Genomic DNA, 13200 nt, shown 5'->3' with positions numbered 1-13200 from the left:
ACGCCATGAGCGCCGAGGACCTCGAAAAGTACGAGACCGAGATGGAGCTGAAGCTCTACCGGGAGTACCGTGACGTCGTCGGTCTGTTCACATATGTGATTGAGACCGAGCGGCGCTTCTACCTCACCAACGACTACGAGATGCAGGTGCACTCGGTCCAGGGCGAGGTGTTCTTCGAGGTGTCGATGGCCGACGCCTGGGTGTGGGACATGTACCGTCCCGCCCGTTTCGTCAAGCAGGTGCGTGTCCTCACCTTCAAGGACGTGAACATCGAGGAGCTCAACAAGAGCGATCTCGACCTGCCCGAGGACTCCGGATTCGGCGGATCGCACGGGCAGTGACCGCACCACAGACTCACTCGGACGAGTGAGTGAGTTATCCACAGCGGCCAGGTTTTCCACAGATTCCGGCGGCCCTGCACCTTGACCGGCCCGTATCGGGCAGCCTGCCCGCATGGCTCCGATCACTCTGTGTTGTCTTCTGCTCGCTCTGGCCGGTGGCGGCTCACCGCCCGACCGTGCCTGGCCCGTCCCCGGCGCCCAAGGGGCGTCCCGGCCGTTGATCCTCCGGCTCTTCGATCCTCCCGCCACCCCCTGGGGCGCCGGCCACCGCGGAGTGGACCTGCACACCGACCCGGGCGCCACCGTGGTGGCGGCAGCTCCGGGCACCGTGGTGTTCGCGGGCCAGGTCGGGGGCCGCGGGGTGATCAGCATCGAGCTCGCCGGTGACGACGGCCCTCCGATGCGCATCACCTACGAGCCGGTGCGGGCGACCGTGGCCGTGGGGGAGGAGGTCACCGCCGGTCAGCCGGTGGGAATCCTGGAGAGCGGCCCCTACCACTGCGATCGGCCCTGCCTGCACTGGGGCTTCAAGGAGAGCGGCACCCGCCGCTATCAGGACCCGCTGAGCCTGCTGCCCGCCGAGCTGCTACGCCCGGGCCCCTCCCGGCTGCTGCCCGTCCACGGCGTCCCGCTCCCCGGGAACGGCCCCGGCCACCCCGTCCAGCGCGATCCGCACGGCGGTACCGGCGATCTCGGCCGGGTCGTCGAACCCGGACAGCGCCCGGCGCACCGCGGCGTCCACCACTCCCTGGAGGAGCGCCGCCGCCGGCCGCGGCTCGGTGTGCCCCAGGCCGCGAAGCGCTTCGGTGATCAGCTCAAACAGGCCGCCGTGCGCCGCCTTGATCTTCTCCCGGGCCGCCGCGTCAAGTTCCATGGCGGACAGCGCCACCACCGCTCGGTGCCGACCGTCGCAGGCGAGCGCGAGCTGCGCACGCACATAGGCCTCCACCTGGCCGCGCGGGGAGTCCGCCGCGGCCACCGCCGCCTCGACCTCGGCGGCCCACAGGGGGAAGTCGACCGCGCACAGCGCCTCGACCACAGCACCCCGGGAGCGGAAGTACTCGTACACGGAGGAACGCGCCAGGCCCGTACGGGCAGCAAGCGCGGGGAAGGTCAGTGCGGCCGCTCCGCCCTCGGACAGCAGTGACCGGGCGGCGTCCAGCAGGGCGCCGCGCTGCAGCGAGCGGTGCTCGGCCACGGAGGCCGCTTGGATCCTGGGCACCAGACCACTGTAGAGCGTGCGGCGGCGCGGTTCAGCCCTGTGCGCAAGAGGTGCCTCAACCGCTCACCTCGGCGAGCTTCGCCCGCAGCTGGAGCACGGACTTGGTGTGGATCTGGCTGACCCGGCTCTCGGTGACCCCCAGAACCTGGCCGATCTCCGCCAGCGTCAGCCCTTCGTAGTAGTACAGCGTCACCACCGTCTTCTCCCGCTCCGGCAGGGTGTTGACGGCCCGGGCCAGCAGGCGCCGCAGTTCGCGGTCCTCGGCCACCTCCACCGGATCGTCGGCGGCCGTGTCCTCCAGCGTGTCCATCAGGCTCAGCCGGTCGCCGCTCTCCCCGCCCACATGCAGCAACTCCTCCAGTGCCACCACATTGGCAAGTGACAACTGGCTGAATACCGCGTGGAGTTCCTCCAGGGTGATGTCCATCTCCCGGGCCACCTCGGACTCCGAGGGGGTGCGGCGCAGCGACGCCTCCAAAGTGGCGTAGGCCCGCTCGATGGCGCGTGCCTTCTGCCGTACCGAGCGCGGGATCCAGTCCAGGGCCCGCAGCTCGTCGATCATCGCGCCACGGATCCGGGTGATGGCGTAGGTCTCGAACTTGATGGAGCGCTCGGGGTCGAACTTCTCGATCGCGTCGATCAGACCGAACACCCCGGAGGAGACGAAGTCGGCCTGCTCCACATTGGGTGGCAGCCCCACACTCACCCGGCCCGCCACGTACTTCACCAGGGGGGAGTAATGCAGGATCAGCTGCTCCCGCAGCCGCTCGTCGCCAGTGGCCTTGTAGGTGCGCCACAGCCCATCGAGCGAGGTGGGCGCGGCGGGAAGCGTCGCGCTCTCCACCACGGCCGGTGCGGCCGGCGCCGGGTGCGCGGGCCCGGGAGAGTGCTGGGGCATGCGTTGTCTTGAGCCGTTCTGCAGGGATCTGAGCCGGTGATGCGGAGTTCCGGGATGGCGAACTCTGTGAGCGTAGCGTGACTGGTGGGTCGCTTTGTGCAGGTGGCCGAAGTTGACCGATGCGCAGATACGTTCCGCTGGCCGCACCGTCGTGTTACGCCCCCGCACCAACGTGTGACACGCAGGGGAGGGCGTGTCGGCCGTGGCAATGCCGTAACTGCCAGCGATCGCCCACATGTTCGACAAAGCCGAGGGAGCCGAGTTCGAGCAGCCGTGCCAGAGCCGTGTCGGCGGCCATGCAGGCCCCGCGGGCGACCTCCGCCACCGTGACCGCTCCCGAGGCCGGCAGCGCGTCCAGCACCCGACCCGCCGTCTCACCCAGCAGGTCCCGGGGAACCACCGGGCCGGCCTCCGTGTCCGCCACCTCCCCCATGTCGCCGACGAGCTCGATGACCTCGTCCGCCCCGCCCACCAAGGTCGCCTCCTGACGGATCAGCCGGTGCGCCCCTGCCGAGAGTCCCGAGGTCACCGGGCCCGGCACCGCCATCAGATGCCGCCCGAGCCCGGCCGCCCGCCGGGCGGTGATCAGCGAACCGCTGCGCAAAGCGGCCTCCACCACCACAGTCCCGCGGCTCAGCGCGGCGATCACCCGGTTCCGCTGCACGAACCTGCCCCGGGTGGGACGTTCCCCCGGTGGCAGCTCGCTGACCAGCAGCCCGCTCTCGGCGATCCGGCTCAGCAGTTCCCGGTGGCCTGCCGGGTAGGCCACATCGAGACCGCAGGCCAGAACGGCCACCGTGGGGCCGGCCACCGCGAGCGCGCCGCGGTGCGCCGCGCCGTCGATCCCGTACGCGGCACCCGAGATCACCGTCCAGCCGCGCTCGGCGAGTGCGGCTCCCAGCTCCGCCGCCATGTGTCCCCCGTAGTCGGTGCACGCTCGCGCTCCCACCAAGGAGACCGACCGCAGCGCCACGAACCGCAGTGAGCAGCCCCCGCGCGCCCACAGCGCAACGGGACGGGTCTCCCCGAGATCGTCCAGCTGTCCTGGCCACTCCCAGTCACCCGGGCACACCAGCCGGCCGCCGCATCGGGCCATCTCCTCCAGATCGGGGCCCGGCGTGGCCCGCTCGGCCCGCAGCCGCAGGCCGGCCCAGCGGCCGGCCGGCACCTCCGGCAGCGGCTCGTCCCGCTCCAGGGCACGCCACACCTGTTCGGCGCCCAGCCGGGCCAGCTGCCGGCCCATGAGTTCGTCCCCAGGCTCGATCACCCCGGTGAGCGCCGCCCGCGCCAGCCGTTCCTCGTGCGACACCGAGCCGCTCACGGCAGACTCCCCGCCACCCCGGCGCCCCGTCGTACCCCGGTGCGGAACTCCAGCGCGGCATCCACGTCGTCCGCCGTGGGCCGGTCGTGCCCGGCCAGGTCCGCCACCGTCCAGGCCACCCGCAGCACCCGGTCCAGGCCCCGGGCCGTCAGCGTGCCGCGATCCAGGTCCGTCTCCGCCCTGGCCAGTGCTCCGGGGGCCAGCGCCCAGCGGCTCCGCAGCTCGTGACCCGGAGCCTCGCCGTTGGTGGACCACGCCATCCCTGCGTAGCGGGCCGCAGCCCGCTCCCTGGCCGCACCCACCCGTTCCGCCACCTCGGCGGTCGACTCGCCGCCGCCCGGCGACGTCAATTCGGCCCGCCCCACCGGCTCCACCGGCACCCGAAGATCGATCCGGTCCAGCAGCGGGCCGGACAGCCGAGCCCGGTAGCGCCGCACCGTACTGGGCGGACACTCGCACTCACCGGCGGGCGAACCGTGCAGCCCGCACGGACAGGGATTGGCGGCCAGCACCAGCAGCACCCGGGCCGGCATCCGCAGCATCCCGGCCGAGCGTGCCACCACCACTTGCCCGGACTCCAGCGGCTGCCGCAGCGCGTCCAGCACCTGGCTGCTCATCTCGGCCGCCTCGTCCAGAAAGAGCACCCCGTGGTGGGCGAGGGAGGCCGCACCGGGCCGGGGCAGTCCGCTGCCGCCGCCCACCAGTGCGGGCAGTGAGGCGGAGTGGTGCGGGGCGCAGTACGGCGGCCGGTCCACCAGGGGACGCCCCGGCGGCAGTGAACCGCTCACCGAGTGCACCGCCGTGACCTCCAGCGCCTCCTGGCGGGTGAGCGGCGGCAGCAGTCCCGGCAGCCGCTCGGCCAGCATGGTCTTGCCCGCACCGGGCGAGCCCTTGAGGAACAGATGGTGCCGCCCGGCCGCCGCCACCTCCAGCGCCCGGCGGGCCAGCCGCTGGCCCGCCACCTCCGCCAGATCGGGTGGCCGCTCCGTTCCGTCGAAGGTGCGATACAGGCCGCCCGGCCGCGGATAGCCCCAGCTCGTGCCACGTGCCCCGGGGTCGGCTCCCTCGGGCCCGGTCCCGGGCGCGGGCTCCTCCGGCACCGGCTCACCGGCCAGTACCGCGATCAGCTGCCGCAGGCTGCGTACCCCCAGCACCGCCACATCCGGCACCAGCGCCGCCTCGGCGGCGGTCTGCTCGGGCACCACCACCTGCCGGTACCCGGCCTCCGCAGCGGTGAGCACGGCGGGCAGCACCCCGCGCACCGGCCGGACCCCGCCGTCCAGGCCCAGCTCCCCGATCAGCAGCAGATCCGCGATCGCCTTGGGGTCGATGCGTTCGGCCGCCGCCAGGACGGCGCAGGCCACGGCCAGGTCGAAGCCGCTGCCGCGCTTGGGCACCGCCGCCGGGCTGAGCCCCACGGTGAGTTTCTTCTGGGGCCACTCGGCGCCCGAGTTGAGCACCGCGGCCCGCACCCGGTCCCGGCTCTCGTTCAGCGTTCGGTCCGCGAGGCCGACCAGGGTGAAGGCCGCCACCCCCGGCTCCAGATCCGCCTGCACCTCCACCACGACGCCCTCGACCCCGACGAGGGCGACGGCTCCGGTACGCGCGAACCCCATCACGCCACCCCCTTGGCGTGCTCCACGACCGGAGCACCTCGGCGGGGCAGCAGCACCCCGATCAGATCGATCCGTACCCCGCCGGCCGGCGGGGTGCCGTACGCCGGCAGCCAGCGTTCGCTCAGCCACCACTCGGCCAGCCGTCGCAGCCGTTCCGCCTTGCTGGGCGTCACGCCCGCCATCGGGTGCTGGAACCCCGCGCCCCTGCGGGTCTTCACCTCGCACACCAGCACGGCCCCGGCCCGGCCGGGTTCCCGGGCCACGATGTCGATCTCCCCGGCCCGGCAGCGCCAGTTCCGCTCCAGCACGGTCGTGCCCGCGGCCACCAGCCGCCGTACCGCCAGGTCCTCGCCGAACCGGCCCAGCGCTCCCCGCTGTCCTCCGGTGCGTCCCGTCGCACGCGCCATCGCGCATCACCTCCGCCCCGGACGGTGCCCCAGCCGGAGGAAGCCCGCGGAGGCCTGTGGACAACCCCGGGGGTGTGGACAACTCGTTCACCCTTGCGGGTGAACGGGGTCCCGTCGTGGCGGGGCCGGCGGGTGCCCGGACGGCCACCGATGGGCTGTCGCCCCGCATGCCCGGGGTCCCGTACACTTCTGGTGGCGATCCGGGGACCCGGATCGACCTCGCATGCCCCGCCACCACCGCGTCCCGGCCTCGCAGCCGAAGCGCTGAGGTGGCCGCGACTCTCGGTCCGCGGGACGGCCCTCACCGGCTTCCCCGGCACAGCGCGCAGGGGCGTCAGGAGCGCCGGCCGCCCGGTCGGCGCTGACAACCGAGTACCACGAGGAGAACGGCCATGGCCGTCGTCACGATGCGGGAGCTGCTGGAGAGCGGCGTCCACTTCGGGCACCAGACCCGCCGCTGGAACCCGAAGATGAAGCGCTTCATCTTCACCGAGCGCAACGGCATCTACATCATCGACCTGCTCCAGTCGCTGTCGTACATCGACCGCGCCTACGAGTTCGTCAAGGAGACCGTCGCCCACGGCGGCACGGTCATGTTCGTCGGCACCAAGAAGCAGGCTCAGCAGGCCATCGCGGAGCAGGCCACCCGGGTTGGCATGCCCTTCGTCAACCAGCGCTGGCTCGGCGGCATGCTCACCAACTTCTCCACCGTGCACAAGCGCCTCCAGCGCCTCAAGGAGCTGGAGCAGATCGACTTCGAGGACGTGGCCGCCTCCGGCCTGACCAAGAAGGAACTGCTGGTCCTCTCCCGCGAGAAGGCCAAGCTGGAGAAGACCCTGGGCGGTATCCGCGACATGCAGAAGGTGCCCAGCGCCGTCTGGATCGTGGACACCAAGAAGGAGCACATCGCCGTCGGCGAGGCCCGCAAGCTCAACATCCCGGTGGTCGCGATCCTCGACACCAACTGCGACCCGGACGAGGTCGACTACAAGATCCCCGGCAACGACGACGCGATCCGCTCCGTCACGCTGCTCACCCGGGTCATCGCCGACGCCGTCGCCGAGGGCCTGATCTCCCGCTCCGGTGCCGCCGAGGCGGCCAAGGGCGGCGAGAAGGCGGCCGCCGAGCCGCTGCCCGAGTGGGAGCGCGAGCTGCTGGAGCGCGGTGAGTCCGCCGAGGCCAAGGCCGAGGACAAGCCCGCCGAGCAGGCCCCCGCCGAGGCCGCCCCCGAGGCTGCCCCCGAGGCCCCCGCGGCGGACACCCCCGCCGAGCAGGGCTGACGCGAGCCGCGCAGAGCGATTCATCGACATTCCGGGAAGAGAATCAGACAACCATGGCGAACTACACCGCCGCTGACGTCAAGAAGCTCCGTGAGCTGACCGGCGCCGGCATGATGGACTGCAAGAAGGCGCTGGACGAGGCCGAGGGCAACGTCGACAAGGCCGTTGAGATCCTGCGCGTCAAGGGCCAGAAGGGTGTGGCCAAGCGTGAGAGCCGCACCACCGAGAACGGCGCCGTCACCTCGCTGATCTCCGACGACGCCACCTCCGGTGTGCTGGTCGAGCTCAAGTGCGAGACGGACTTCGTCGCCAAGGGCGAGAAGTTCCAGGCCGCCCTCGCCACCATCGCGCAGCACGTCTCCGCGACCGCCCCCGCGGACCTGGAGACCCTGCTGGCCTCGGAGATCGAGCCCGGCAAGTCCGTGCAGGCGTACGTCGACGAGGCCAACGCGACCCTGGGCGAGAAGATCGTTCTCGACCGCTTCGCGCGCTTCACCGGCGGCTACGTCGGCTCCTACCTGCACCGCACCAACCCCGACCTGCCGCCGCAGGTGGGTGTGCTGGTGGAGCTGGCCGAGGCCGGCGACCAGGCGGCCCAGGTGGTCAAGGACGTCGCGCAGCACATCGCCGCGTTCGGCCCGCGCTACCTGTCCCGCGAAGACGTGCCCGCCGAGCTGGTCGACTCCGAGCGTCGCGTCGCCGAGGCGACCGCCCGCGAGGAGGGCAAGCCCGAGGCCGCCCTGGCGCGCATCGTCGAGGGTCGGGTGAACGGCTTCTACAAGGAGAACGTTCTCCTCGACCAGGCCTTCGCGAAGGACAACAAGAAGACGGTGCAGAAGGTCCTGACCGAGGCGGGCGCCACGGTCAAGAACTTCGCCCGCTTCCGCGTCGGCGCCTGATCACGGAATCCGTCCCGCGCCATCGGCGCCGGACGGGACCGCGCCCGGCTATTGTCGGGGGCGGCAGGCCGTACGGCCGAGCCGGGTCAGGACCCGGTCGGCCGCAGTTGTGACGAGGAGGCCATTGCCGAACAGGACCGTCAAGGATCCACGGGCAATGGCCTCCTCAGCATGCGCACGAGGAGATTTCCATGAACCAGGGCGCCGCCGCCGCCGAAAGGACGGACGGCAAGGACGTCACACCTCCCCGCTTTCTCCTGAAGCTTTCGGGAGAAGCCTTCGCGGGCAATGGAGGGCTCGGCGTCGACCCCGACATCGTCCACAAGATGGCGCGGGAGATCGCTGCCGTGGTCCGGGACGGTGCTCAGATCGCCGTGGTCATCGGCGGCGGGAACTTCTTCCGCGGGGCCGAACTCCAGCAGCGCGGCATGGACCGGGCCAGGTCCGACTACATGGGCATGCTGGGCACGGTGATGAACTGCCTCGCGCTCCAGGACTTCCTGGAGAAGGAGGGCATCGACTCCCGGGTCCAGACGGCCATCACCATGGGGCAGGTCGCCGAGCCGTACATTCCGCTGCGCGCGGTGCGGCACCTGGAGAAGGGCCGGGTCGTCATCTTCGGCGCCGGCATGGGCATGCCCTACTTCTCCACCGACACCACGGCCGCCCAGCGTGCGCTGGAGATCAACGCCGAGGCGCTGCTGATGGGCAAGAACGGGGTCGACGGAGTCTACGATTCCGACCCGGCCAAGAACCCCGACGCGGTGAAGTACGACGCCCTCGACTACGGCGAGGTCATCACGCGCGATCTGCGGGTCGCCGATGCCACGGCCATCACGCTGTGCCGGGACAATTCGCTCCCCATTCTGGTCTTCGAACTGCTGGCCGAAGGCAATATCGCCCGCGCCGTAAAGGGTGAGAAGATCGGCACGCTCGTGAACAGCCAGGGCCGACGGGCCTGACCGCCCGTCACGTCACGTCATACACATCGAACCAGGAGCACGTGGTGATCGAAGAAGCCCTCCTCGAGGCTGAGGAGAAGATGGAGAAGGCAGTCGTCGTCGCCAAGGAGGATCTGGCCGCGATCCGTACCGGCCGTGCCCACCCGGCGATGTTCAACAAGATCGTGGCCGAGTACTACGGCGCGATGACCCCGATCAACCAGCTGGCCTCGTTCTCGGTGCCCGAGGCCCGGATGGCGGTGGTGACCCCGTTCGACAAGACCGCGCTGCGCAACATCGAGCAGGCGATCCGCGACTCGGACCTGGGCGTCAACCCCACCAACGACGGTCACATCATCCGGGTGGTCCTTCCCGAATTGAGCGAGGAACGGCGCCGGGACTACATCAAGGTCGCCAAGACCAAGGGCGAGGACGCCAAGATCTCGATCCGCGGGGTGCGCCGCAAGGCCAAGGAATCGATCGACAAGTCCGTCAAGGACGGCGAGGTCGGCGAGGACGAGGGCCGGCGCGCGGAGAAGGAACTGGACGACACCACCAGCAAGTACGTCGCCCAGGTCGATGAGCTGCTCAAGCACAAGGAAGCCGAGCTGCTCGAAATCTGAGCGCCGGGCGGCGTCCCCACGTCGCCGCTCCCGCTGTCACTCCGCACCGCCGCCACCGAAGGACGAAGGACACCGCCACCCGTGAACGAACCATCCTGGCGCCCGCCCCAGCCCGCCGCCGGTTACGGGGAACCGCCGGCGAACGCCCGTCCCCACGCGGCGGGTCACGAGGGTGAGAGCCGGGGCCACGGGCGTGACGGGGCGGGCACTCCACCCGCCTCCGCCGCGTCGGCGGCGTCCACGCCGGGCGTCGCCGCCGGCGGCGGCCCCCAGGGGCAGGGCGGATCGGGCGGCGGCAAGCGGGCGGGACGCGACCTGCGGGCCGCCGTCGGGGTGGGGCTGGCGCTGGGCGCGGTGATCATCGCCTCGCTCTTCATCTACAAGCCGGTCTTCCTCGGCGTGATAGCGGTCGCCGTCATGGTCGGGGTGTGGGAGCTGTGCTCCCGGCTCGCCGAGCGCAAGCAGATCCAGGTGCCCATGGTGCCGCTGGCGATCGGCGGCGCCGCCATCGTGGTGGCGGGGTACCTGCGCGGGGCGGCGGGTGCCTGGGTCGCCCTGGGGCTCACGGTGCTCGTGGTGCTCCTGTGGCGGATGGCGTTCTCGCCCGAGACCTACCTGCGGGACGCCACCGCGTCGGTCTTCGCCGCCTTCTACGTTCCCTTCCTGGCCACGTTCGTGGCGCTCATGCTCGCCGCCGACGACGGCGCGTGGCGGGTGCTGACCTTCCTGGTGCTGGTGGTGCTCAGCGACACCGGCGCCTACGCCGTCGGCTGGCGGCTGGGCCGGCGCAAGCTCGCCCCCCGCATCAGCCCCGGCAAGACCCTGGAAGGGCTGGCGGGCGCCATCTCCTTCGCGATGGTGGGCGGCGCCCTGTGCTTCGCCTTCCTCATCGAGGACGCCGTGTGGTGGCAGGGCCTCCTGATGGGGCTGGCCGTCGCCATCTGCGCGACGCTCGGTGACCTGGGCGAGTCCATGATCAAGCGCGATCTGGGCATCAAGGACATGGGCACACTGCTGCCGGGCCACGGCGGCATCATGGACCGGCTCGACTCGCTGCTGCCCACCGCCCCGGTGGCCTGGCTGCTCTACCTGGCCTTCACCGGCGCCGGGTGAGCCCACCCGGGTGAATCTGCGACACTGGCAGAACCATGCCTAAGCCCGGAGAACTGACCTTTGTCGCGCCCCGCGGAGCCAAGAAGCCGCCGCGCCACCTCGCCGATCTGACCCCCGCGGAGCGCCGCGAGGCGGTGGCCGCCCTCGGCGAGAAGCCGTTCCGCGCCCAGCAGCTGTCGCGGCACTACTTCGCCCGCCTCAACGATGACCCGGCCGCCTGGACGGACATTCCGGCCGCCGCCCGGGAGCGGCTGGCGAGCGGGCTGCTGCCGCAGCTGATGTCGGTGGTCCGGCACATCAGCTGCGACGACGGCGCCACCCGCAAGACCCTGTGGCGGCTGCACGACGGGACACTGGTGGAGTCCGTGCTGATGCGGTACCCGGACCGGGTCACCATGTGCATCTCCTCACAGGCCGGCTGCGGCATGAACTGCCCGTTCTGCGCCACCGGCCAGGCCGGGCTCGACCGCAATCTGTCCACCGCCGAGATCGTGCACCAGATCGTGGACGGGATGCGCGCACTGCGGGACGGCGAGGTGCCCGGCGGCCCGGCGCGGCTGTCGAACATCGTCTTCATGGGCATGGGCGAGCCGCTGGCCAACTACAACCGCGTCATCGGCGCGATCCGGCGGCTGACCGACCCCGAGCCGGACGGCATCGGGCTCTCCCAGCGGGGCATCACGGTCTCCACCGTCGGTCTGGTCCCGGCGATGCGACGGTTCGCCGACGAGGGGCTGAGCTGCCGGCTGGCGGTTTCGCTGCACGCCCCCGACGACGAGCTGCGCGACACCCTGGTGCCGGTGAACACCCGCTGGAAGGTCCGTGAGGTCCTGGACGCGGCGTGGGAGTACGCGGAGCGCTCCGGGCGCCGCATCTCCATCGAGTACGCGCTGATCAGGGACATCAACGACCAGGCGTGGCGGGCCGATCTGCTGGGCAAGATGCTGCGCGGACACCGGGCGCACGTCAACCTCATCCCGCTGAACCCGACGCCCGGTTCGAAGTGGACGGCCTCCCGCCCCGAGGACGAGGCGGCCTTCGTCGAGGCCCTCCGGGCACAGGGTGTGCCGGTCACCGTACGGGACACCCGTGGCCAGGAGATCGAGGGTGCCTGCGGGCAGCTGGCGGCGGCGGAGCGATAGCGGCGGTCCCGGGCGGTCCGGGCCGGTCCGGTCGGTCTTCAGCGGTCCGGGCGGTTCTGTCCGGACCTGCTGCTATCGTGACGTCGAACAAACGCATTACTCCGACAGGGGAGCGCTCGCAGCGCTGAGAGTGCGGCACCAGGCCGCAGACCCTCGAACCTCGCCCAGGTCATGCTGGGTAGGAAGTCGATCTCTCTCGTGCTGCCCGCGTGTGCCCTCCTTGAGAAAGCAGCACGATGACGCGCAGCAGTGCCCGACGGCTCGCGGCGGCCCTCGCCCTCCCCGCGGCGGCGGTGGCCCTGACCGCCTGCGGAAGCGGCGGAGACTCCGGCAGCTCCGGCGGCGAGCAGGTCACCCTCGTCACCCACGACTCGTTCAACGTCTCGGCCGAGGTGCTGGAGAAATTCACCGAGCAGACTGGCTACCGCGTCCAGGTGCTGCGCGCCGGTGACGCCGGGGTGATGGTCAACCAGGCGGTGCTCTCCAAGAACAACCCGCAGGGCGATGTGCTCTTCGGGGTCGACAACACCCTGCTCTCCCGCGCTCTGGACGAGGGCGTCTTCACCCCGTACGAGGCGGCCGGTCTCGACGCGGTCCCCGAGACGTACCAGCTGGACGCGGGGGAGCACCGAGTGACGCCCGTCGACAGCGGCGACATCTGCGTCAACTACGACCGCGCGTACTTCGCCGAGCACGACCTGGCGCCGCCGCAGGACCTGGACGACCTCATCGACCCCGCGTACCGGGATCTCCTCGTGGTGCAGAACGCCGCCACCTCCTCGCCCGGTCTCGGCTTCCTGCTGGGCACCGTCGCGGCCTACGGGGACGACGGCTGGCAGGAGTACTGGCAGGCGTTGCGCGACAACGGTGTGGAGGTCGTCGACGGCTGGGAGCAGGCGTACAACGAGCGCTTCTCCGGCGCGGGCGGCGGCGCGGGTGACCGGCCGCTGGTGGTCTCCTACGCCTCCAGCCCGCCCGCCGAGGTCATCTACGGCGAGGGCGAGCTTCCCGAGGAAGGTCCGACCGGGGTGTCGAGCGGTACCTGCTTCCGGCAGATCGAGTTCGCCGGGCTGCTCGCCGGCGCCGGCAACCCCGAGGGTGGCCAGGCACTGCTCGACTTCCTGATCGGCCTGGACTTCCAGGAGGACCTGCCGCTGCAGATGTTCGTCAACCCGGTGCGCCCCGACGCCGAACTGCCGCAGGAGTTCGTCACCTACGGCGAGACGATCGAGACGCCGCTGACGATGGAGCCGCAGCGGATAGCGGAGCACCGCGAGGACTGGGTGTCGACGTGGACCTCGCTGGTCATCAGGTAGTTCGCGAACAGGGCGCGGCGGCGGAGCACGGTCCGCCGCCCGCCCCGACCTCTCCGGCGTCCGCCCGGGCGCGGCGCCGTT

13 protein-coding genes and 1 pseudogene are annotated in these 13200 nt (G+C 71.3%); 9 read left to right on the top strand and 5 right to left on the bottom strand.

Going from position 1 to position 13200, the window contains the following annotated elements:
- Positions 1–5 precede the first annotated feature (5 nt).
- Both H7827_RS05935 and H7827_RS05930 read left to right on the top strand, forming a co-directional pair.
- Complete coding sequence (locus tag H7827_RS05935) at positions 6–341, top strand: DUF2469 domain-containing protein (RefSeq protein ID WP_030738319.1); 336 nt, start codon at positions 6–8, stop codon at positions 339–341.
- A 112-nt stretch (positions 342–453) separates the two neighbouring features.
- Positions 454–873 (top strand): annotated as a pseudogene (locus H7827_RS05930) (peptidoglycan DD-metalloendopeptidase family protein); the annotation flags it as partial.
- 54 nt (positions 874–927) lie between these two features.
- Here H7827_RS05930 and H7827_RS05925 read toward each other — a convergent pair.
- The 5 genes from H7827_RS05925 to H7827_RS05905 form a co-directional block, all read right to left on the bottom strand.
- Positions 928–1563 (bottom strand): TetR/AcrR family transcriptional regulator, encoded by a 636-nt coding sequence (locus H7827_RS05925; RefSeq protein ID WP_386534764.1) that lies wholly within the window; start codon positions 1561–1563, stop codon positions 928–930.
- Positions 1564–1618: 55 nt separating this feature from the next.
- A complete protein-coding gene (gene whiG / locus H7827_RS05920; protein WP_030738314.1) occupies positions 1619–2461 on the bottom strand; it encodes an RNA polymerase sigma factor WhiG in 843 nt (280 codons plus the stop codon).
- Positions 2462–2615: 154 nt separating this feature from the next.
- Complete coding sequence (dprA, locus tag H7827_RS05915; protein WP_386534768.1) at positions 2616–3782, bottom strand: DNA-processing protein DprA; 1167 nt, start codon at positions 3780–3782, stop codon at positions 2616–2618.
- The gene (locus H7827_RS05910) at positions 3779–5398 is read right to left on the bottom strand and encodes a YifB family Mg chelatase-like AAA ATPase (protein ID WP_432743212.1); all 1620 of its coding nucleotides are present in this window, start codon (positions 5396–5398) and stop codon (positions 3779–3781) included. The genes dprA and H7827_RS05910 overlap by 4 nt, the downstream gene beginning before the upstream one ends.
- Positions 5398–5805, bottom strand: a complete 408-nt coding sequence (locus tag H7827_RS05905) for a YraN family protein (protein ID WP_386534774.1) — start codon at positions 5803–5805, stop codon at positions 5398–5400. Before H7827_RS05905 ends, H7827_RS05910 begins: the two co-directional genes overlap by 1 nt.
- Before the next feature lie 392 nt (positions 5806–6197).
- On the opposite strand from H7827_RS05905, the gene rpsB reads away from it, so the two are divergent.
- The 7 genes from rpsB (at position 6198) to H7827_RS05870 (ending at position 13119) form a co-directional block, all read left to right on the top strand.
- Entirely contained in the window at positions 6198–7085 is an 888-nt protein-coding gene (rpsB, locus tag H7827_RS05900) for a 30S ribosomal protein S2 (protein ID WP_386534777.1), read from the top strand.
- A 53-nt stretch (positions 7086–7138) separates the two neighbouring features.
- A complete protein-coding gene (gene tsf, locus H7827_RS05895) occupies positions 7139–7984 on the top strand; it encodes a translation elongation factor Ts (protein WP_030738302.1) in 846 nt (281 codons plus the stop codon).
- A 191-nt stretch (positions 7985–8175) separates the two neighbouring features.
- Positions 8176–8946: a UMP kinase gene (pyrH, locus tag H7827_RS05890; RefSeq protein ID WP_030738299.1), complete on the top strand. Its 771-nt coding sequence runs from the start codon at positions 8176–8178 to the stop codon at positions 8944–8946.
- A gap of 44 nt (positions 8947–8990) precedes the next feature.
- Positions 8991–9548 carry a ribosome recycling factor gene (gene frr / locus H7827_RS05885; protein WP_030738298.1) on the top strand — a complete coding sequence of 186 codons (558 nt, stop codon included), beginning with the start codon at positions 8991–8993 and terminating at the stop codon, positions 9546–9548.
- 81 nt (positions 9549–9629) lie between these two features.
- Positions 9630–10661, top strand: a complete 1032-nt coding sequence (locus tag H7827_RS05880) for a phosphatidate cytidylyltransferase (protein WP_432743208.1) — start codon at positions 9630–9632, stop codon at positions 10659–10661.
- A gap of 35 nt (positions 10662–10696) precedes the next feature.
- Complete coding sequence (rlmN, locus tag H7827_RS05875; protein WP_200363812.1) at positions 10697–11803, top strand: 23S rRNA (adenine(2503)-C(2))-methyltransferase RlmN; 1107 nt, start codon at positions 10697–10699, stop codon at positions 11801–11803.
- 236 nt (positions 11804–12039) lie between these two features.
- A complete protein-coding gene (locus tag H7827_RS05870) occupies positions 12040–13119 on the top strand; it encodes a thiamine ABC transporter substrate-binding protein (RefSeq protein WP_432743206.1) in 1080 nt (359 codons plus the stop codon).
- The last annotated feature ends 81 nt before the right edge of the window (positions 13120–13200 follow it).

Source organism: Streptomyces sp. JH002, from assembly GCF_050916115.1.
In the GTDB taxonomy this organism is placed as follows: domain Bacteria; phylum Actinomycetota; class Actinomycetes; order Streptomycetales; family Streptomycetaceae; genus Streptomyces; species Streptomyces xiamenensis.
The sequence above is the reverse complement of the archived record's forward strand: the minus strand, read 5'-3'. Positions and strand labels throughout refer to the sequence as shown.

Bases quoted from the DNA above. Each gene is read 5' to 3' on its own strand.
- H7827_RS05905 (WP_386534774.1), bottom strand. From the start codon at position 5,805: ATGGCGCGTGCGACGGGACGCACCGGAGGACAGCGGGGAGCGCTGGGC.
- rlmN (WP_200363812.1), top strand. From the start codon at position 10,697: ATGCCTAAGCCCGGAGAACTGACCTTTGTCGCGCCCCGCGGAGCCAAG.
- rpsB (WP_386534777.1), top strand. From the start codon at position 6,198: ATGGCCGTCGTCACGATGCGGGAGCTGCTGGAGAGCGGCGTCCACTTC.
- H7827_RS05870 (WP_432743206.1), top strand. From the start codon at position 12,040: ATGACGCGCAGCAGTGCCCGACGGCTCGCGGCGGCCCTCGCCCTCCCC.
- H7827_RS05935 (WP_030738319.1), top strand. From the start codon at position 6: ATGAGCGCCGAGGACCTCGAAAAGTACGAGACCGAGATGGAGCTGAAG.
- whiG (WP_030738314.1), bottom strand. From the start codon at position 2,461: ATGCCCCAGCACTCTCCCGGGCCCGCGCACCCGGCGCCGGCCGCACCG.
- H7827_RS05910 (WP_432743212.1), bottom strand. From the start codon at position 5,398: ATGGGGTTCGCGCGTACCGGAGCCGTCGCCCTCGTCGGGGTCGAGGGC.
- tsf (WP_030738302.1), top strand. From the start codon at position 7,139: ATGGCGAACTACACCGCCGCTGACGTCAAGAAGCTCCGTGAGCTGACC.
- pyrH (WP_030738299.1), top strand. From the start codon at position 8,176: ATGAACCAGGGCGCCGCCGCCGCCGAAAGGACGGACGGCAAGGACGTC.